Origin of the sequence: Paenibacillus sp. ClWae2A (assembly GCF_032452295.1) — a bacterium.
In the GTDB taxonomy this organism is placed as follows: domain Bacteria; phylum Bacillota; class Bacilli; order Paenibacillales; family Paenibacillaceae; genus Paenibacillus.
In genome coordinates this window covers 276,822-297,105 of record NZ_JAULSQ010000005.1, presented here as the reverse complement: position 1 = coordinate 297,105, position 20,284 = coordinate 276,822, and the positions used below count along the sequence as shown (strand labels likewise).

At 47.2% G+C, this 20,284-nt stretch carries 17 protein-coding genes and 1 riboswitch; of the genes, 14 read left to right on the top strand and 3 right to left on the bottom strand.

From position 1 onward, the window contains the following. Positions 1-3: 3 nt before the first annotated feature. Positions 4-351 carry a toprim domain-containing protein gene (locus tag QVE09_RS18025; RefSeq protein WP_062837991.1) on the bottom strand — a complete coding sequence of 116 codons (348 nt, stop codon included), beginning with the start codon at positions 349-351 and terminating at the stop codon, positions 4-6. A gap of 482 nt (positions 352-833) precedes the next feature. Then, entirely contained in the window at positions 834-2,009 is a 1,176-nt protein-coding gene (locus QVE09_RS18020; protein ID WP_315937882.1) for an MFS transporter, read from the bottom strand. Between the two features lie 189 nt (positions 2,010-2,198). On the opposite strand from QVE09_RS18020, the gene QVE09_RS18015 reads away from it, so the two are divergent. From QVE09_RS18015 to QVE09_RS17965, 11 genes are all read left to right on the top strand, one after another. Next, positions 2,199-2,681, top strand: a complete 483-nt coding sequence (locus QVE09_RS18015) for an ATPase (protein WP_315937881.1) — start codon at positions 2,199-2,201, stop codon at positions 2,679-2,681. A gap of 69 nt (positions 2,682-2,750) precedes the next feature. Continuing rightward, the gene (locus QVE09_RS18010; RefSeq protein ID WP_397387059.1) at positions 2,751-3,845 is read left to right on the top strand and encodes a transglutaminase domain-containing protein; all 1,095 of its coding nucleotides are present in this window, start codon (positions 2,751-2,753) and stop codon (positions 3,843-3,845) included. Positions 3,846-3,950: 105 nt separating this feature from the next. Then, the gene (locus QVE09_RS18005; RefSeq protein ID WP_315937879.1) at positions 3,951-5,987 is read left to right on the top strand and encodes a peptidoglycan D,D-transpeptidase FtsI family protein; all 2,037 of its coding nucleotides are present in this window, start codon (positions 3,951-3,953) and stop codon (positions 5,985-5,987) included. Positions 5,988-6,383: 396 nt separating this feature from the next. Beyond that, a complete protein-coding gene (locus tag QVE09_RS18000; protein ID WP_315937878.1) occupies positions 6,384-8,336 on the top strand; it encodes a peptidoglycan D,D-transpeptidase FtsI family protein in 1,953 nt (650 codons plus the stop codon). Positions 8,337-8,572: 236 nt separating this feature from the next. Beyond that, a complete protein-coding gene (locus QVE09_RS17995; RefSeq protein ID WP_315937922.1) occupies positions 8,573-9,517 on the top strand; it encodes a metal ABC transporter solute-binding protein, Zn/Mn family in 945 nt (314 codons plus the stop codon). A gap of 31 nt (positions 9,518-9,548) precedes the next feature. Further along, on the top strand, positions 9,549-10,370 hold the full coding sequence (locus QVE09_RS17990; protein WP_315937877.1) for a metal ABC transporter ATP-binding protein: 822 nt from the start codon (positions 9,549-9,551) through the stop codon (positions 10,368-10,370). A 3-nt stretch (positions 10,371-10,373) separates the two neighbouring features. After that, positions 10,374-11,333 (top strand): metal ABC transporter permease, encoded by a 960-nt coding sequence (locus tag QVE09_RS17985; protein ID WP_315937876.1) that lies wholly within the window; start codon positions 10,374-10,376, stop codon positions 11,331-11,333. After that, complete coding sequence (locus tag QVE09_RS17980) at positions 11,333-12,205, top strand: metal ABC transporter permease (protein WP_047841304.1); 873 nt, start codon at positions 11,333-11,335, stop codon at positions 12,203-12,205. The genes QVE09_RS17985 and QVE09_RS17980 overlap by 1 nt, the downstream gene beginning before the upstream one ends. 688 nt (positions 12,206-12,893) lie before the next feature. Then, positions 12,894-13,643: a Cof-type HAD-IIB family hydrolase gene (locus QVE09_RS17975; protein WP_076253219.1), complete on the top strand. Its 750-nt coding sequence runs from the start codon at positions 12,894-12,896 to the stop codon at positions 13,641-13,643. A 54-nt stretch (positions 13,644-13,697) separates the two neighbouring features. Continuing rightward, positions 13,698-14,138: a DUF456 domain-containing protein gene (locus tag QVE09_RS17970; protein WP_047841365.1), complete on the top strand. Its 441-nt coding sequence runs from the start codon at positions 13,698-13,700 to the stop codon at positions 14,136-14,138. Positions 14,139-14,199: 61 nt separating this feature from the next. Further along, positions 14,200-15,828, top strand: coding sequence for a putative polysaccharide biosynthesis protein (locus QVE09_RS17965; protein ID WP_315937875.1), 1,629 nt, complete (start codon positions 14,200-14,202; stop codon positions 15,826-15,828). Between the two features lie 200 nt (positions 15,829-16,028). Here the strand turns inward: QVE09_RS17965 and QVE09_RS17960 are convergent, their stop codons facing one another. Next, complete coding sequence (locus tag QVE09_RS17960; RefSeq protein ID WP_315937874.1) at positions 16,029-17,315, bottom strand: DUF2515 family protein; 1,287 nt, start codon at positions 17,313-17,315, stop codon at positions 16,029-16,031. 141 nt (positions 17,316-17,456) lie between these two features. Between QVE09_RS17960 and QVE09_RS17955 the strand changes: the two genes are divergently transcribed. From QVE09_RS17955 to QVE09_RS17945, 3 genes are all read left to right on the top strand, one after another. Continuing rightward, the gene (locus QVE09_RS17955) at positions 17,457-17,801 is read left to right on the top strand and encodes a thioredoxin family protein (protein WP_017692403.1); all 345 of its coding nucleotides are present in this window, start codon (positions 17,457-17,459) and stop codon (positions 17,799-17,801) included. Positions 17,802-18,100: 299 nt separating this feature from the next. Beyond that, positions 18,101-19,039: a COX15/CtaA family protein gene (locus tag QVE09_RS17950; RefSeq protein WP_315937873.1), complete on the top strand. Its 939-nt coding sequence runs from the start codon at positions 18,101-18,103 to the stop codon at positions 19,037-19,039. A gap of 203 nt (positions 19,040-19,242) precedes the next feature. Continuing rightward, entirely contained in the window at positions 19,243-19,959 is a 717-nt protein-coding gene (locus QVE09_RS17945) for a Cthe_2314 family HEPN domain-containing protein (RefSeq protein WP_315937872.1), read from the top strand. 129 nt (positions 19,960-20,088) lie between these two features. Continuing rightward, positions 20,089-20,230, top strand: a riboswitch (SAM riboswitch). Positions 20,231-20,284 lie beyond the last annotated feature (54 nt).

The window sequence follows — 20,284 nt, the reverse complement described above, 5'->3', positions numbered from 1 at the left end:
GTTTTAAAAGGAAGGATGTTCAGGGTATTGGATGTATGTCTCTAACCCGGCTTTTTCCAGCTGGGCAATGATATACTCATCAGGTGTTCCTTCCACACCCGCATATCCTCGTCGTGTATACATCTGTACTGCATCCGGGAAAGCATCCCGAAGCACACCTCTAATTTTTTTGCCGGAACTGTCATTATCCATAAATAAAAAGACTTCATCATAACCGACTTGCTTGCGCAGGGTCTCCAGCTTGAGGGAATTAAGTGTTCCAAACGTACATAGAATGTTGATTTCGGGTCCAACCAAACGTTTCAGTTTGCTTCGGTCATTTTTACCTTCCACAATGACATGAATAGGCATGATATTCACCTCTTGTTCGAGAGCTTATGTCGACATTCCCCGGGAAATGTTGCAGCGAAAATCGACTGATTATATAAAATGGACTCCTTTTCTTTACACGACTGCTAACTGGATAGAACAACCCATCAAGTTTGAGGTCTTATTTCATAAGTGCATCATTAGGGAAGTAATAGCTTGCAGTGGCCGTTCCGGTTACGGATCGTTCTTCCGATCGCTGTTGTCTCCATATATTTCTGAATTACTTTTATAAAGTTAATATTTGGAGACAAAGGCGAACGCTATCGCTTCTTCAGAATCGATTCCGTCCCCTTCACTACTTTTGGCTAATTGTTCAACCTTAATGATCTTCAATAAGATAAAACCTTCGGCGATGTGAAGGATAGATTTCCCAGTTAGCTTTTATCAACGTGTAAAACGTTAGTCCATTTTATATAGTTTAGCTGTAAATGGGGGAATGATGCAAAGCTAATGAAAATACTGGCCTAATTCAATATACTTTTCGGATCGGACAGGGAAGCTTCGCGTCTGGATGTATAGTATGGAAGCAACAGCATACCAATCATTAATAAAACAAAGGCGATGAAATAGGGTGATAACCCGACACGAAGTTGTCCGGCTGTGATGGGGCCGATGAAAGAGCCGATGGAGGTGGCAATGGATTGCAGCGAGAAAATGCGGCCCAACTTGCTTCCTCCGCTCAGACGGATAAATAGGGTAGCCATAGCTGGAAAGATAATACCTTTGGACATCCCCAGTATAAACAATACGGTGGTCAACGGAACTTGCGGAATGGCTGCCATCACAAAAAAACACAAGGACATTAACAGCACGCCAGCAACCAGACGCAACTTGGGGGAATACCGGTTTAGAAATAACATGCTGAGTGTGAAGAGTGCCCCAATACTGATAATAGAGAACAGCAGTCCGGTAGACATGATGGACGATTGTCCTCCTCCCCGCAGGGGTAATTCGAAGAAGAGTATCCCTTGAGCACAGGCAATCACCAGAGGCAAGGCAAAGTATCGCCAGGACACTGGCAGAAAAGCACTTGTGGCATCTGCTGGTGAAACGTCAGCTTTGGCAGGTTCAGTTATTCTCTCCTGCTGCTTGATGATGCCGCGGGGCATCGTCATGAAAGCAATGACACCTGTGAGAATAAGAAGATAGCCCAAGCCTGAGAATGTAGCAGAGAATCCCATGGAACCCACAATGATCGCACCAGCTGCAGGCGATACCACAGACGCGAGGGTATGCACTACCCCGTGACCCGACATATATTTCCCCTGTTTCACCGGATCGCTGGATAACTGTGCAAGCAGGGCGAGACATGCAGGAGACAGGAAGGCCAGTACAAAGCCGCTGATGGAACGCAGCGCCAGCAGTTGCCACGGTGTCTGGACATAGGCTTGCAGGAGCAGGATAAATCCTGCACCGAGCAGACTGAATACAATGTAGCGGCGACTACCATGTTTATCGATTTGTGTTCCAGCAATCAAATTGCCAGGAAGATGCGTTAAGGAATAGATGCCCATCATCCAGCCAATGAAGGTAGGGGCGGCTCCCAGCGAGATAGCAAAAGGGGTCAGAATGGGATACTGGGCGTGCAAATCAAATACGGCAAGGAACAAAAACAGGTATAGCCAGATGGCCGTTTTCACATAAGCCCCTCCTTGTTAAGCGATGCATGTTCAAACTACAGGTCTTGAACGTATTCCCGTTCGCCCGGCAGAACCTCATGGTACTACTTGTACGCCCGGCGGGACGAACTTAGACCGTTTATTTTTAAGGGAGAGGGCTTAGCTGACAGCAGCTTCGGAAATCATGTATAATATTCGGGAGTGTTACGAATGAATTCTAATACGGAAGGTGTAGTCATGAACATAGAAGTAATCAAAGAGTTTGTGATGCAGAACTGGCTGGTGATCGTGGTTGCATTGATCATATTGTTCTTTGTTTTGAATGTGGTCAAAACCGTATTGAAATGGGCGATTGCCATCATCATTATTGCGGCTCTACTGATATACAGCGGCATCTCCATTGATCAGATCAAACAGACAGTGACAGACGTACAATCCAGTACGATGGACACATTGAAGAAGGAAGCAACCAGCATGATGCTTAAGGAAGCTACCAAAGCGAAATACGTCAAAGGACAGGATGGTGCGTTCACCATCACAAGTCCCAATGTGGAGATTAAAGGCAGAGCTCAATCGGATAAAGTTAATGTGACCTTCCGCGGAATTTCACTTGGCGAATGGAAACTCGACAATGAAACCATACGTACGTTTGTCGAACAGGCACAGGAGAACAAAACAGCACCAGCATCGTAGTAAAGGGGGAATCGGTACGTGCTGCAGAATTGGCTGGACAGCCTGAAGGAATTGAATGGAATCACGATTATGCTGTTGCTGATTGTGGCTGCTTCATTATTGCAGGGGTGGTCCAGAGGGGCTTCGCGTTCAGCAGGCAGACTCTTTGGGTTCCTGATGGATGGCATTATGGCGGTTATTGGTATTCTGTTGTCGATCGGTTTAACGTTGTGGCTTGCGCCATATGTACAGCAGTGGTTGTCTGAGTACGCTTCAGCCATGCCTAACCGTGAGTTGAACCGTTGGGAACAGATGTATTATACGTTGGTAACGGCGATTGCAGATTTTCCGCTAATGCGGTTCGCTGTATTATTTGTGCTTAGCTATGGACTCATCCGATTGATTCTCGGGTTTCTCTCTTCATTTATTTTTAGTAGCAGGCAGGGGTCAGCCGAGGAAAGTGCGCCTAAAGGTATGTTCAGTCGGTTGACGGGTGCATTAATTGGCACGATCATAGGCTCCGTCCGCGGAATGATTGTCATTGCGGTTTTGTTCATGATTGTCAGTCTTTATCCCGGGAGCATGTTCAGCCGATATGTGGAGGCATCTCCGATCTATATGCAAGGGGCCAAATCGGTTATTGAACCGTTGTCTGGCACGTTTATCAAGGACAAGCTACCCGTATTTACGCAGGCTGTGCAGAAGGAACTGGGCGGCATCCTGCAACGCAAATATGAAGTCATCGACCACAATATTCCGACGGACATTGAATCTGCAGCGCGTGAGGTTGTCAAAGGCCAATCGACAGATGAAGCCAAAGCAAGAGCACTATACGACTGGGTAGGTTCACGTATTCAGTATGACTATGGTAAAGTGGATGACTATGAACAAAAGGGCATATGGCATGAACAGAATCCACAGAATACATTTGATACACGCAAAGGCGTGTGTATTGATTATGCCCGTCTCTATGCCGTGATGGCCCGTTCACAAGGGCTTGAAGTCAAAGTTGTTACAGGACTTGGTTATAACGGCCAGGGAGGGTACGGTCCGCATGCGTGGAATGAAGTGTATTTGAGTGATTCCGAGAGCTGGGTTCCGCTTGACCCGACATGGGCGATCAGTGGAGACTGGTTTAATCCTCCGAATTTTGCCGACACCCATCTAAAGGATCAATCAGCATAACATTACAACGGACATGGGTCCGGAATATGACGACGTTGCCAGGTTATCATGCCGCGAAGAATCAGTTTGAGTGGTATGCATCAAGTCATGAAAGAGGTAGGATGGATGAAAAAGCATTCCAATGAGAAGGATGAACTTACCGACAAACGGCGCTTTAGTTACCGGATGAACATATTTTTCTTCGCTTCCTTTGTTATTTTTAGCGTTATTATTGTACGCTTGGCCTTTTTGCAATTCGTGGAAGGGCCTGAACTCAGTCAGGAAGAAGCAAGTAACATTACCAAGGATGTACCGCTTCCTCCTGTGCGAGGCACGATCTATGATTCCACAGGTGAAGTGAAGCTGGCTTATTCCAAACCCATTCAGTCGCTATACCTGACGCTGTATAAAAACTATGGGGATGTTGATGGGAAACCGAGTCCTAACATAGGGGAAGTGCAGGATATTGCAACCCGGTTGCATGATGTGTTTGAACAGTACAAGCTGAAGGATTCAGAGTCACTTACGGTGGAGAAAATTATTGAAGAGATGGACTTGAACTCCCGCAAAGCGAACGGTTTTATGCCGCGTCTGATCAAGAGTGATCTGTCCGAGGAAGAAGTTGCTTATTTCCTGCAGCACAAGGACGAGTTCAAAGGTATTCAGATCGTCGAGGAGAGTGTACGATTCTACGATCCGGATACGGTAGCGGTTCAGACCATCGGTTATCTGAAGAAGTTCAGAAGTTCGAAGTCCTTGAACAAATACAAAGAGGTGGACGAGGCCAATAAAACGCAAACGGATCCGGGCCTGGTGTATACGGAAAATGAATTTGTAGGCTTTGATGGACTGGAACTGCAATATCAGGATGCTCTCCGCGGCAAAAGCGGATATACATCCGTTGATGTTGATTTGCGTAATTTGCCTGAAGGTGTAGCAGGTTCTACCCCGCCGCAGAAAGGTTACGACCTGATTTCCAGCATTAACAAGAACGTTCAGGTAAAAACAGAACAGGCCATTCTGGATCAGTTGAGTTGGCTTCATCGGAATCCGGTTTCCGGTCGATTGCATCCAAATGCCAAGACCGGATTTGCAGTTGCGATGGAAGTGGATACGGGGAAAATCGTATCTGCTGCCAGTATGCCGGACTATGATACCAACATCTGGAGAACAGGCAGTATCACCAATGATCAGTATGATGATATCAAATATGTGTATCAAAATGGTACCATTCGTTCATTCCCTCCGGATGACTCTAAAAAGCGAGCTGAATCAATCGTGCTACTTGGCTCGACCATCAAACCGCTTAGTGTCTTGATCGGTTTGAAAGAAGGTTTCTTCACTACCAATACGGTTTATTCGGATAGAGGTTCAACGACCTTTGGTGGTGACAACCGCAGAGTGCAGAACTCATCAGGGCATGTGTACGGTGCAATGTATCCTCGTGATGCGATTCGTCATTCCTCGAACGTATTCATGATTGATGAGATTGGGAAGAAGATGTACTCGAAATACGGTGCGACCGGAATTGACAAATGGGATGCATACATGAAGCAGTTCGGCCTTGGGATATCTACAGGGGTGGATCTGCCGAATGAGTTCTTGGGCATACGGGATTACATGAACGAAACGGAAAGCTCGCTGACTCGTCTCGTGTATGGTTCCTTTGGACAGCAGGGGAAATACACAACCATGCAGTTAGCACAGTACACTACAATGCTGGCGAACAAAGGAAAGCGGATGGAGCCACAACTGGTCAGAGAGTTCCGGGATTCAGAAGGCAATGTGGTCGAGAAGGTAAAACCGAAGGTACTCAGCACGGTGGAGTTTAACGATGCCTACTGGAATGAAGTACAACGAGGCATGGCAACCGAAGTATCTGCATTTAGCGGATTCCCTTACGATTTTGCCAGAAAAACAGGAACATCGACACAGGTAGTAGGTGGTAAACTGGTGGATAACGGGGTGTTTATCGCGTATGCACCACGTAATAATCCCAAGCTTGCTGTCGCTGTGGTTATCCCCGAAGGGGGCTTTGGTTCGAACAGTGCGGCTCCGGTTGCACGTGCGATCTTCGATGCCTATGATGAGGAATTTGGTCTTGACGGTGTACCGAAAAAGGACAAAAATAAAGATTTAAATTCGGAAACAGGCGCACAGTGATGTGATGCATTGGTTACAGAGAGGACCCTTGGTGGGTCCTCTTTTTTGTGTTTGCAAGGAGAATAGATCGTAAGAGTGAACTATTTAGTTGCATTAATATGTAACCATATGAACTGTACCACGTTTATATAAAAGAAGGGTAAACGCGATCTGGAAAGCGGGACAACGTTGATATGTCAGTGTTTACATTGAAATCGGTAGATGGGGTAGTGTAACGGTTTTGTTTACGAAAATGTAACCAAATATTGAAAGACGTGACAGCTAACCTTTGGTAGACTTGTATGAGAAAGGATTAAATATTGGATTGAACACGTTCACAAGACGGATTAAATATTTTATTTTTATATAGGAACGGGAGAGGCTTAAAACATGTTTAACCGATTGAGGAAGAAACCCATGACTGAGGAAGATACACCCGTCAACAAGCCTTCCACCGCAAGGCTGAATCTGTTTTTTTTCGCGGCATTTGTCATATTCAGTATCCTTATTTTCAGATTAGCCTTTGTGCAGTTTGTGGAGGGTCCTGAGCTGACGTATATGGAAACGAGTCGTAATACTAAAGACATTCCACTCGCACCTGTTCGTGGTCCCATCTATGATGCGACAGGGGAAGTAGCACTCGCTTATTCCGAACCTGTACAGTCCCTGTATGTGCTGTTATATGAGGATTATCGGAATGATGAACGTAGACAGGAAGCAGAGGAACTGGCTCATGATCTGGCGGCTGTGTTTAAGCAGTTTAATCCAGGGGACAAAGAGCAGCCGGATGCGGAAGAGATCATCAAACGATTGGATCTCAAATCTCAGAAGGCACATGGGTATACCCCTCGCCTAGTGAAGTCGGATCTAAACACGAAAGAAATTGCTTATTTTATGGAGAAGAAGGCGGAGTATCCAGGTGCCATGGTACTGGAAGAAAACATTCGAAAATACGATCCGGATGGAGTTGCCGTCCAGGTGATTGGATATACAAGAGAGTTCAAAGGTCAACAGGAAAACTTGAAAAAATATATAGAAATAAGCAAGGCGGAGGCAACAGAACGTGATCCTGGACTGCGCTATACCCAACAAGAAAAGGTTGGAGTTGATGGCTTGGAATTTCAGTATCAGGAAGAGCTTCGTGGACGTAGCGGTTACCAGTCCATTGATATTAATTCACGTAATTTGCCAGAGGGCACGATGAAACAGACTCCGCCAGAGAAAGGTTACAGTCTGGTTTCCACCATTAACAAGGAAATTCAGATGGCCGCACAAGAGGCGATAACGGACGAATTGCGCAGACTGCCCAAGGCAATTACAGGATACGCAGTAGCCATGGAAGTAGATACGGGAAATGTGGTGGCTATGGCGAGTATGCCGGATTATGATCCGAACGATTGGGATTATGACAAAATCAAATTTGTGTTCCGGAATGGAACCACCGAGTCGTTCCCGCCGAATGATGCCAAGCCTAGACGGGCGGAATCCGTTGTTCTTCTTGGATCGGTCATCAAACCGCTAAGTGTGCTTATTGGATTGAAAGAGGGATTATTTACAGCAGGACAGACCTATCATGATCCGGGATATGCCATTCTGGGGAAAGACGGACGACAAGTGAGGAACTCGCATTCTGCGTATAATGGTTCCATTACCGCCAGAAAAGCGATCGAGAAATCGTCCAATGCGTTCATGATCGATATGGTGGGTAAACGTTTGTTGAGCAAATATGGCTCGATTAAGGGTGTTAAAGTATGGGACGAGCACATGAAAGAATTCGGATTGGGTGTGTCTACGGGTATCGATTTACCCAATGAATACCTAGGTACTTTGGAATATAATAATGATGAATATGAATCAGCTCTAACACGTTTGGCATTTGCCTCGTTTGGACAGCAAGCCAAGTATACCACCATGCAACTTGCACAATATACCACCATGCTTGCCAATAAAGGCAAACGGATGGAACCACATCTGGTGAAGGAAATCCGTGACGCGGACGGCAATGTGGTGAAAGAGATCAAACCTAAAGTGCTCAATGAAGTTGATTTTGCCGATGCGCACTGGAATGAAGTGCACAAAGGTATGGTTACTAAAGTAAGTTCATTTGACGGTTTCCCATACGATTATGCACGGAAAACAGGAACATCAGAGCAGGGGACCGGACCGAACAAAAAAGAGAATGGTGTGTTTATTGCCTTTGCACCACGAGATAATCCGAAGCTTGCTGTAGCTGTTGTTGTACCAGAAGGTGGATTCGGGTCAGTCAGTGCCTCGCCGATTGCACGGAAAATCTTCGATGCATACGATGAAGTGTACGGTCTCGATGGAACGCCGAAAGGTAAGAAAGACGAAGGAAAAGACAAAGAGTAATGCAATAGAACGTCGCGGGTATTAGTTCTTTTAACATAGTGACCAGAAAGTTAATGAAGTGAATTAAATACATTTGGACAGGCAGGGGAAATAATCCCTTGCCTTTTTTTTTTGCTTCGGATAAAATTTGCACAAGGGAAACATTGTTAGTCTTCATTAAAAATTAATACCTTGTACAACAAAATTAGATGTAGACAAGTATTTTAGGAGAGGGAAAGGGGACGGTCGAATTGTTAATGGTGAAAATGAGGAGTATTCAGAGGGGGTTCATTACGCTAGCGGCTCTGGTGGTGGTTGTCGTACTTACGGCATGTTCCAGTGATGCAGAGACGAGCAGTGGTGGCAAGCTACAAGTAACTGCTACAACGGGAATGATCGCTGACGTAGCACGTGAGGTAGGCGGGGCATATGTTGATGTTACCGGGCTAATGGGCCCGGGCGTTGATCCCCACTTGTACAAGGCATCCCAAGGTGATATTCGCAAGCTGGAACAAGCCAAAGTCATTTTCTATAATGGACTGCATCTCGAAGGCAAAATGACAGATATTTTGGAGAAAATGTCCTCAAACAAGCTGGTTACTGCTGTTACAGAGACTATTCCCGTCAACGAGTTGCACTCAGGCAAAGATACAGGTGGCACCGAATACGACCCACACGTCTGGTTTAACGTCAGCCACTGGATGCATGCGGCAAAAGCCGTACGCGATACGCTCGTGGAGGCGGACCCGGACCATGAGGAAGAATACAAGGCTCAGGCAGAGACGTATTTAGCGAAGCTCGAAGCGCTGGATGCCGAGGTACGTGAGAAGATTGTGGAGATTCCGGAAGCAAGCCGGGTATTGGTTACGGCGCATGATGCATTTGGATATTTTGGTCAGGCTTATGGCATGAAAGTGATGGGGCTTCAGGGCATCAGTACAGCAGCCGAATACGGTGCAAAAGATGTTAGCGAACTGCGGGATTACCTCGTAGATAACCATATCAAAGCAGTGTTTGTTGAATCGAGTGTGCCTGCAAAAGCGATGGAAGCCATCATTGCGGGAGCAGCTCAAAAAGGACATACGGTCAACATTGGTGGAGAACTGTTCTCGGATGCCATGGGGGCTGAAGGAACGGAAGAAGGCACATACATCGGTATGATTCGCCACAATGTTGAGACGATTGTAGAAGCCCTGAAATAATGAATCATATGAAGAGAGGAGTTACAGGATTATGAATGATACAATTTTATCGGAACAAACTCCTACGCATCTGAACAACAGCCACTTGCAGGGAACGCAGCCGACGTCGGCTCCTCTTAGTGTGAGGGATCTGGCTGTTGCGTATCACAAAAAGCCGGTGCTTAGTAGCGTATCCTTTGATATTCCGGAAGGACAGCTCATCGGTATTCTTGGCCCAAATGGTGCAGGTAAATCCACTCTAATCAAAGCTGTTCTGGGATTGGTACCGAAGATGCATGGTGAGGTACGGATCTTCGGACAATCGTACAGGGAACAACGTCGCCGCATCGGTTATGTGCCACAACGGGAATCGGTGGACTGGGATTTTCCAACGCATGCACTCGATGTGGTGATGATGGGACGGTATGGTCATCTGGGCTGGTTCCGTCGTCCGGGGAAAAAAGAGCGAGACCTGGCAGCACACTGCCTGGAGCAAGTCGGCATGGGTGATTACATGTACCGCCAGATCAGTCAGTTGTCTGGTGGACAGCAGCAACGTGTCTTTCTGGCGCGGGCACTCGTGCAAGACGCAGATCTGTATTTCATGGATGAGCCATTTGCAGGTGTGGATGCCACTACAGAGAAAGCGATCATTTCGCTTTTGGAACAGTTGAAGAAACAAGGCAAGACGGTACTGGTCGTTCACCATGATCTGGCGACAGTCGAGGAATACTTCGACCATGTGCTGCTGCTCAATGGACGACTGGTGGCAGGTGGGCCGACAAGTGAAGTATTTGTACCGGATACACTGCAAGAGACGTACGGAGGCCGGATTGCGATGATCGGAAGCCGGACGGAGAAAGGTCAGGTGTAGTGCATGTGGAACTGGATCGTTGCCATCTTATCTGACCCCAATACACGTTGGATATTGCTTGGCTGTCTGTTGTTAGGATTCAGTAGCGGAATTATTGGCTCCTTCACCTTTCTTCGTAAACAGAGCCTGATGGGGGACACCCTTGCTCATGCTGCTCTGCCTGGGATCTGTATTGCATTTATGTTGACGGAAACGAAGTCGGTCGGATTATTCCTGTTCGGTGCTCTGGTGGCTGGCATTGTCGCTACCTTCGGAATCTCGTGGATCACGCGCTACTCCCGGATCAAGCAGGATGCGGCGATGGGAATTGTGCTGACCGTCTTTTTCGGGGTTGGTGTGGTGATGCTGACGCGCATCCAGCATGGGGCGAGCGGAAGTCAAAGTGGACTCGATAAATATTTGTTTGGGCAGGCGGCATCCATGGTCATGACGGATGTGTATGTCATGGGTGGCGTATGTCTCGTATTACTGATTGCCTGTCTTGCCTGGTTCAAGGAATTCAAACTGGTGAGTTTTGACCCGGGTTTTGCAAGAGGTATGGGACTGCCAGTTGCCATTTTGGAGCAGCTCATTTTGCTCTTAACGGTGATCGCGGTGGTTGCCGGGATTCAGGCCGTTGGTGTGGTGCTTGTTGCGGCGTTGCTGGTAACTCCAGCAGCAGCGGCACGTTGCTGGACCGACTCACTCGCACTGATGGTGGTGTTGGCTGGCATATTTGGTGCATTGAGCGGTGCAACAGGCACGATCTTCAGTACGCTTGTACCTAATCTGCCAACAGGACCTGTAACCGTTCTTGCGGCTACGGTGTTGTTTGCCGGATCAGCCTTGCTGGCTCCGCGTCGTGGATTATTAGCTCGACGGTTGCGTAGTATTCAGGCAAAGTCGGCATATATGCGTGAAGAGCGGGCTACACTTCAGACCCTCGCCGTACAGCGAAATCAGCAGGAACGGGGGGAGATGTAATGGCAACGTTTTGGATTATCTTAACGGCCGTATTGGTATCTTCTGCCTGCGCCATCCTCGGTTGTTTTCTGATTCTGCGGCGAATGGCTCTGGTCGGTGATGCGATCAGCCATGCGGTTCTCCCCGGTATTGCGATTGCTTTCCTGTGGAGCGGTTCCAGAGATTCATTGTGGATGCTGCTCGGCGCAACGGTGTTTGGACTACTGACGGTGTTCTTCATCCAGAGTTTGCAGGCGGGTGGACTTTCGTCTGACGCCTCGATCGGAATTGTGTTTACAGCACTCTTCGCAGTAGGGGTCATTCTGATTAGTCTGAACGCCCAGCATATTGATCTGGATCTGGACTGTGTCTTGTTCGGTGAGATCGCTTATGTGCAGTGGGATACACTAACCCTTGGAGGTACGGATGTCGGGCCGAGGGCGGTCTGGATGCTGGGTATCACTTTGCTAGTCATCCTCGTCGTCATTGGGCTGTTCTACAAACAGTTCAAGCTATGTGCCTTCGATCCGGCGCTGGCTGCGGCCTGCGGCATTCCAGTAGTGCTGTTCCACTATCTGCTCATGGGACTCGTTTCGATGACGTCCGTAGCTTCATTTGAAAGTGTTGGTTCGATTCTCGTTGTGGGCATGCTGATTGTACCTGCGGCAACGGCTTACCTGCTCACAGATCGTCTGGGCAAAATGATTCTGTATGCCGTCTTGATCGGAGCAGCATCCTCGGTTGGAGGTTATATCATGGCATACGCCCTAGATGCTTCCATCGCGGGCTGCATGGTAGCTGTTGCTGGAATTTTATTTGTCCTTGCACTGCTGCTGTCACCGAAACATGGCATCGTATTCCGTTACGCTCGTCGCAAATTCGCGGCAAGGTAATGGAAGTTTAAGTAGATAACAGGTGAATAAACAAAATTATAAGAAGCCGTCTGCAATGCAGGCGGTTTTTTGCGTGTCTGGTCGTATTCCTTTGACAAGGGCAACCGGATATAACATATGCAATATAAATTGATAATGTAGCGTCATCCTGCTGATTGCGGGTTATTTTGTTGCATACAGATGATCTGTGGTAAAATGTCGTTAGCTGTGACGTCCGGAGCGTCCGTTTTAAGGATGCCGGGCGATCTTGTTGTGAGAGAATGTTTAAAATAGATAAAGAGAACCTTTAAGTTGAACTGGAGAACCATTGTGGAACGTAAAGGGCAGAAAGGACCTAGAGAAGGGAAATTTGTTTATGAATTTCCTTCTTGATGTTAGGTGTTATGAGCTCTAAATACAAAGGTGATGTAGTGAAGGGGGCGGAATCGATCTGAAGAAGCGATAGCGTTCGCCTTTGTCTCCGAATTTCTAACCTTTAAGAAGAGAGAATCTAGAAAATTCGGAGACAACAGCGATCGGAAGACGATCCGTACACGTAACGGTTACCTCGTATAATCTCAATACACTAAAGAAAAAGGTAATTCTAAAACAAAGATACTACGACTCGAAAGGTTTTCTGCCCGCGTAGTGCCTGAATGGATATCCATGAGTTCAACTTGGAGAGAGACAACCTAGGAGGAACTACTGTATGAGTGAACTGAAATACAAATTGCTAGCATTGGATATGGATGGAACCTTGCTTAACGATAATCATGAAATTACACAGGAGACCGCCAAGTGGATTCAAATTGCCATTCGTCGGGGTGTACATGTGTGCCTTTCCACGGGAAGAGCGGTATTCCACGCCATGCCCTATGCGGTCCAGCTTGGGCTGGAGACACCGATGGTTACCGTTAACGGCAGTGAGGTCTGGAAAGCACCGCATGATCTGCATATGCGTCATCTGATGGACCCGGCATTGATTCGCCAAATGCAGGAGATTGGTGAGAAATATAACAGCTGGTACTGGGCATACTCCGTGGAAGAGCTGTTCAACCGTGATCGCTGGACGGACAATATTGAAGGTCTGGAATGGCTGAAATTTGGCTTCAATACCGAAGTGGATGAAGTGCGTCACCAGATCATGATGGAACTGCAACAAATGGGCGGTCTGCAAATGACCAACTCCTCACCCGTTAATATTGAGATCAACCCTGCTGGCGTATCCAAAGCCAGTGGTGTAGCCGAAGTCTGCAAGCTGCTGGGTATCGAGATGTCCGAAGTTGTTGCTGTCGGAGACAGTTTGAATGATCTGGCTGTCATTGAGGCCGTAGGTCTGGGTGTGGCTATGGGTAATGCGCAGGAGCAGGTGAAGGAAGCAGCTGATCTGATCGTAGCGAGTAACAATGAAGACGGCATCGTCGAAGTGATCCGTGAACATATTTTGAAGGGGGAGTAACCTTTGCTCGCAACCGTTGCCTGGATTTTAATTGTGCTGCTGTTTGCAGTGGGGATGGCTGGAACGGTATATCCCATACTGCCTGGTGCTGTAGCGATTTTCTTCGCGTTTCTGGTCTACGGCTGGTTCTTCAGCTTTGATCCGTTTGGTGTGTGGTTCTGGATCATTCAGATTCTGATTGTTGTTGTGTTGTTTGTGGCTGATTATGTCGTCAGCGCATGGGGCGTGAAGAAGTTCGGTGGCTCCAAGTTATCGACCACGCTGAGTACCATTGGTGTTATCATTGGCCCATTTGTCATTCCAGCATTTGGACTGGTGCTGGGACCATTTATCGGTGCTTTTATCGGGGAACTGATCGGAGGGTCTTCACCTTCCAAAGCGTCGAAAGTTGGATTTGGTTCCGTCGTGGGGCTATTTACGAGTACTGTGATGAAAATTATTTTGCAAATCGTCATGATTGTTCTCTTTATTATCTGGGTGGTAAGATTCGCCTAAACGTTCAGGATTAGCTTCAACGGGATGCACGTCCGGTGTGGAGGAAAGAAGGGGAATTGGTTTGTCTAAGAAAGAAACATTCATTAGGGGTACGCTCATTCTGGCGGCCGCTGCGCTGATCGCAAGAGTACTCGGATTGGTTCAACGGGTGCCGCTGGAGCATATCCTCGGCGATATCGGTAACGCATCATTCACGATCTCCAATACGGTATATTTAATGCTGTTAACTGTAGCAACGGCGGGCATACCGAGCACACTTAGTAAAATGGTATCGGAACGCTATGCGCTCGGACGCGCGAGTGAAGCCCAACAGATCTACCGTGCAGCCCTGATCTTTGCGGCTGTCGCCGGGGTAGTTATGTCTGCTTTATTGTGGTTCGCAGCACCTTATTATGCTACGTATGTCTCCAAAGTACCGGAGTCAGTCAGCGCCATTCGCGCCTTGGCTCCAGCCTTGCTGCTGTTCCCGGCCATTGCGATGATGCGTGGATATTTCCAGGGACGCGGCAACATGACAGCAGGCGGTATTTCACAAATCGTGGAACAGTTCGCTCGTGTAGGTACAGCCATTATCGTGGCTTATGTCATGCTGCAATGGAATTATGATGACCAGACGATTGCTGCAGGTGCTTCATTTGGTGGAGTATTAGGAAGTGTGGGTGCCTTCGGTGTCATGCTGTACTTCACCTTGAAGCTACGTCGTAGCGACCGTGCGGCCCAATTGAATTACGAGCGTGCAGAGCAGTTACCGATGCGAGGTATCTACAGTGATATCTTCAAGCTGTCTATTCCAATTGTGCTGTCTTCACTTGCGGTTCCAGCCATTAACTTCATCGATTCATCCCTAGTGGTTCCACTGCTTAGTGGCCAGATCGGACTTGAAGAAGCGACTGGTGTACTTGCGATCCTGGGTGCGAAAGCCCAAAGTATTGCGGGTATTCCTCCGATTCTGGCTATCGCTTTGAGTCAATCGTTGGTGCCTGTCATATCGGCAGCATTTGCCCGTAAGGATGAAGCTCATCTGAAGAGTCAGGTTACACTTGCGTTGCGCATTTCGATTCTGACAGGTATGCCGATTGTCATTGCACTTTGTGCGGCAGCATATTCGGTTAACGGATTGCTGTTTACCAATCTGGATGGAACGCCGATCATTGCCTTGCTGACATTCGGTACCATTTTCCAGATTACGATGATGACCACCAACTCCATTTTGCTTGGGGTAGGTAAACCGCGGATTACGATGGTCAGTGTGGCAGCGGGTGTTGTGGTCAAGCTGATTGCAAGTCTGATCCTCGCGCCGATGTTTGGCATTTACGGCATCATTATAGCAACGGCCCTTTGTTTCCTGGTTATCACCTACCTGAATCTGCGGGTCCTTCGCAAAATCGTTGATTTCTCCATCATGGGAGATCGTTGGAAAGGGTTTATCATTACGGTCTTGCTTGCAGCAGGTGTAGGATTTGCAACGAACTGGATTGGGAATATGATCTTTGGACTGTTCCTGCCAGCGCGTGTATCCTTCCTGTTTACCTGCCTTGTGGTTGGTGCGCTTGTGGTGGTGGTGTATCTGGTTCTCATGGTTGTGCTGCGTGTACTGCGCAAGGACGAGCTGGGCAGTTACCCCCGTATTCTGCAAAAAATTCTTCGTCCACTTATGCGTCTTCAACGTGGAACTGGGCAAAGAGGTTAAGAATGCAAGGAGCATCAATCAAGCTCCAATATTTTATGAAAATAGGATACAAGCTCTGTCTGCTGTTAAGCGGACAGGGCTTTTTGTATAGTTAAGGCGAGCTGAGCGACTGAGTTAGACATTGAGCCCAGCAAGCGAGGATAGCGGTGTATCGGGGTATTCACATCCTCCTCTTTGCCTGCTCTATATGATCTTCAGCATTAGTGTGTGATGGCTTTAGCATCATGAGCCAGTGCTGTTTTCAGCATGCCATACCGGTGTTCGTGACTCATCTCAAACAGCCATGGCCGACGCGGTGCCGTCAGATAACCGAGACAATCCCAAGTCTGAAGCCAGTCATGTCTGGTGATCGGTTCATAAGGCGTGTCCCCCCATACGGAGAGCAGTTCCGGACTATATAATCGTTGCCCTTCTGGAAGCCATTCCTCATCGAGCAGCGCCTGAGCGTATAATGTGTGATCACCCGCCTCGTCTTCACGATCGGTAAACAGGCTAGGCCAATATTCAGCGCGCGAGCCACGATGAGGAACCGAACGTGCGAACTCCAACACTTGTGTGTGTACTTGCTCCACGCCAAACAATAGGGCATATAGCCCTTTGCCAAACATGATTCGCTCATCCAGTTTGCCAAAATGTTCAATGACGCGTCCTGCGAGTCCTGCTCCCCGTCCAAGAGGAAAGACGATATGATTCAGACCGGCCAGATTATGCAGATGGAATGAGGGTTTGGAAAGTGCTTCTTTTTGAAAATAAGGATGCTGCACCACCCGGCTCTCGATATAGTTCTGCTCATTAATAATTAATGCCACACTTAGCAGTGAACTGCATCGTTCCAGCCAAAAGCGTTCCCAAAACGGAGTCATAAACGCTGATACGTGAAAGTGCGACATGAGATGGAAACAGCTACGTCCGATCCGGCGACTGTTCATATACAGCAGAAGCTGGGGATATGCATCCTGGAAAATGAGTGCATTGCACCGCTCCAGTAGCCGATACATATGCTCGCGATCGCTTTGATTCTGTAGATTATGCATTAAGTCACTCTGAAGATCTGTCATGTGATATCCGCCGTTGCGAGAGACCATATGGGCCAGGAGTGCCCAATGCAGTTCGGGATATTGCTCATAACATTCCAGATAGGCTGCCGTGCGGGTGATATTACTCCGATTGTGCTCCTGGGTCAGTGTCTTAATCTCTTCCAAAATGATGCAATCTTCTTCGCAGACGAGTGCGCTTTGAACCTGGTCCGTGCGTGCAAAAGACTTGCCGTTGGCAGGTAACAGACGCTCCACCTCAGACTGTAAAGCAGCTGCCGTATCTGTATCCCACTCGATGTCACGCAATGGGTGACGAAGCTGTGCAGAAGCTTGCCATGCAGCCTGTTTGCCACGCCAGATTTCCCGGGCAGCACCCGGAATGGAACGGACCATCTGCAGGAGGGACCCGTGATGTTGTTCGCTGGAAGAATCGGTTCGGGTGGAAGTCATGATGTGACATCCTTTCATGATGTTCTGGGTTTATTTTCACAGACCATGTGGTTATTCTAAGTATGCGCTGATTATTTGACTTCCACTCGCCAATTTGCTTCACTTAGGGTAAGACAAGGTACAGAAAGGGAGATGAACCGAATGGAACAGATTACTTCCAAACCGGCTTTTGATGTAGCCATCCAATCCCCACGTTTGACAATTGCCGTATTCAAGGCAGACTGGTGTGGTGACTGCAAATACATCGATCCGTTTATGCCTGAGGTTGAAGAGAAATATGCACGTGAACTGACTTTGATTGAGGTCGACGTGGATCAGGTTGGAACGGTTAGCGAAGAGCAGAATATTCTTGGTATTCCGAGCTTTGTGGCATATACAGATGGCCGCGAACTCGTACGGTATGTGAACAAGCTGCGCAAGTCGAGAGAAGAGATTGAGCAGTTCCTGGATCGCGCAGTTGAGGTGTACAACACGATCCATAAATGATAATAAAAGTATGACAGGTTCATGTTGTAAAAGGGTATAATAAAAAGAACGCCATTTCTCTTGAAATAGGGAAATGGCGTTTGTGTGTTCGACACGTTTTACATAAGAAACGTTTCTGTACATATCCTCAATGACCTGCGGGTCATTATTTCACCAGACGTTAACATTTTGTCACAAAGCGCGACGTCAAGGAACATTTTATCCGGTATAATGAATTTAGTTGTGAAATAAGTGTCAAAGTACCGAAACAAGCGGAGAATATTCTTCGCCATCTTAAACCAACAGCGGGTGAGAAAAAATTGAAACACTTAACTTTGTTTAAATGGTTAACCGTATTAACCTGTCTTATCATGTTTCTGGCCACTTTTGGTGGAGGCATCGTAACCAAAACGGAATCGGGCCTTGGCTGCGGAACAGAATGGCCTTTATGTAACGGAAAACTCGTTCCGGCACATACTGTGGCTTCACTTATTGAATATTCTCATCGCGCTGTAAGTGCACTGGCTGGACTGTTGTCCATTGCCTCGTTTGTTGCTTTTCTGCGATTTGGCAAGTCACGCCGTGACCTGCAATTGTTTTCTTTCTTAACCCTGGTATTTGTTATTGTCCAGGGAATCATGGGGGCTTTTGCCGTTGTCTTCTCCCAATCTTCAGCAGTCATGGCACTGCATTTTGGCTTTGCACTGATTGCTTTTGCCAGTTCTCTAATGATGGCGCTGGGCATAAGGCAGGAGGCCAAAGATGGCGGATTGGAGCGCCTGAATAAATACCCTCGGGTTAGTAAAAAATTCAGGAATCTGGTCTGGTTCTCCACCATTTACACATATCTCGTGGTATACACAGGTGCATTTGTGAGTCACACGGATTCTGCCGGAGGATGTTCCGGATTTCCACTCTGTAACGGTCAGATCATTCCTGAGCTTTCGGGTGGGGTAGCGGTTGCTTTTGCTCACCGTGCAGCAGCAGCTTCGCTCGTGATTGTTATCGCAATCCTGGGTCACTTCGCTTACCGTAATCATCCGGACAACAAGGAAATGCGTACCCTTGGCGTGGTATCCGTTGTTCTTATTCTGATGCAAGTAATCATTGGTATTTTCATGATGGTGACAATGAACCGTCCGGAAGTATACATGTTCGTAGCTCTTGCTCATATGCTGGATATCGCCATATTGTTCGGAGTCTTAACGTATATGAGTTTCCTGGTGTACAAGCTGCATCGACCGGCTAATCGTTTCTAAGATATAGATCCATTCTTTTTCCAAAGGTATTGGGCTAAATATGAAAGTCCACCATCCAGTGATGTACATCATTGGACAGGTGGACTTTGTTTGATGTCAGGGGGATCAGGGCAACCTATGGCAAGCAGCAATTACACGGAATGGATGATGTGTTACGTTTACGGTGATGAATTCTTGTTGATTTGGAAAAGAGGAGGTTAGATATGCTGCGAACGTTGTTGGGGGAAAAGCCACGTATAAATGAAGGTAAATTGAAGGCAGCGATGGACGCAATGGCGCACACGCTTGAGCTATTTCAGCGACAAATGCATGTGGATCATGATCCCACGCATGACTATCGGAAACTGTATGTTTGGACCCAAGGGCTCATCTCCTCACTGGATGAACTGGAGCAAAGCTGCTTCGCTGCTGCTCATTTTCGCAAAAAGGTTGTTGCAGGCTCAACGGACGATATGACGCCGGCTGAAAAAGCCGAATATGCCCGGTATGTGTATTTCTACAAAGATGGCTTCATTCGCTGCTTTGCCATTTTGGATAAAGTAGGCACCGTCTTGAATGAAATATTCCAACTGAATACTTCAAATACCAAAGCGCATTTTTCTTATTTTACTGTGTTAAGACAGTTTGAGTATGCGAGGGAGCATCATGATCTTGCGTTGCGATTGATTCAGATCAAGGACTCTTATCGTGAGCCGATGAGCAAGCTGCGCAAACGTCGTAATATGGAAATTCACTACATGAACTCCGAAATGCACGATGACCTGTGGCAGTTACACCAGACCTTGCAAGGTAAAGTGAAATTGGAGGATCTGAATCAGCATGTACAGGAAATGCGTCAGGGCGTCGATATGGTTTGTGAAACATTAACAGCCTCTTATAGCTATATCAATAAAATATGGCAAAGAAATAATTCCCTTTGACAAATCGGAATACTTGGAATATACTGAGTTTCAATCGAATGTTACACGGATATAATTGATATTTCAAAAGTTACGTTCACATTATAAAGCATAAACTACATGAACTTATAAAATCCTACAACAACATATTTCTTATCGAGAGCGGCGGAGGGACAGGCCCGATGAAGCCCGGCAACCGATTTGTAATGACATGATACATGTATCATTCGTTATAGATGTTAGGTGCTAATTCCTACAAAATGGTGCAAGACACGATTTTGGCAGATGAGAAGGTATATTCTTTCACGTGAAGAGCCCTCTTTGTATCTGCAAAGGGCTCTTTTTT

Bases quoted from the DNA above. Each gene is read 5' to 3' on its own strand.
- QVE09_RS17995 (WP_315937922.1), top strand. From the start codon at position 8,573: ATGGTGAAAATGAGGAGTATTCAGAGGGGGTTCATTACGCTAGCGGCT.
- QVE09_RS17945 (WP_315937872.1), top strand. From the start codon at position 19,243: ATGCTGCGAACGTTGTTGGGGGAAAAGCCACGTATAAATGAAGGTAAA.
- QVE09_RS17970 (WP_047841365.1), top strand. From the start codon at position 13,698: ATGGCTGGAACGGTATATCCCATACTGCCTGGTGCTGTAGCGATTTTC.
- QVE09_RS17955 (WP_017692403.1), top strand. From the start codon at position 17,457: ATGGAACAGATTACTTCCAAACCGGCTTTTGATGTAGCCATCCAATCC.
- QVE09_RS18025 (WP_062837991.1), bottom strand. From the start codon at position 351: ATGCCTATTCATGTCATTGTGGAAGGTAAAAATGACCGAAGCAAACTG.
- QVE09_RS18010 (WP_397387059.1), top strand. From the start codon at position 2,751: ATGCTGTTGCTGATTGTGGCTGCTTCATTATTGCAGGGGTGGTCCAGA.
- QVE09_RS18000 (WP_315937878.1), top strand. From the start codon at position 6,384: ATGACTGAGGAAGATACACCCGTCAACAAGCCTTCCACCGCAAGGCTG.
- QVE09_RS18005 (WP_315937879.1), top strand. From the start codon at position 3,951: ATGAAAAAGCATTCCAATGAGAAGGATGAACTTACCGACAAACGGCGC.
- QVE09_RS18015 (WP_315937881.1), top strand. From the start codon at position 2,199: ATGAATTCTAATACGGAAGGTGTAGTCATGAACATAGAAGTAATCAAA.
- QVE09_RS17990 (WP_315937877.1), top strand. From the start codon at position 9,549: ATGAATGATACAATTTTATCGGAACAAACTCCTACGCATCTGAACAAC.
- QVE09_RS17975 (WP_076253219.1), top strand. From the start codon at position 12,894: ATGAGTGAACTGAAATACAAATTGCTAGCATTGGATATGGATGGAACC.
- QVE09_RS17960 (WP_315937874.1), bottom strand. From the start codon at position 17,315: ATGACTTCCACCCGAACCGATTCTTCCAGCGAACAACATCACGGGTCC.
- QVE09_RS17980 (WP_047841304.1), top strand. From the start codon at position 11,333: ATGGCAACGTTTTGGATTATCTTAACGGCCGTATTGGTATCTTCTGCC.
- QVE09_RS17985 (WP_315937876.1), top strand. From the start codon at position 10,374: ATGTGGAACTGGATCGTTGCCATCTTATCTGACCCCAATACACGTTGG.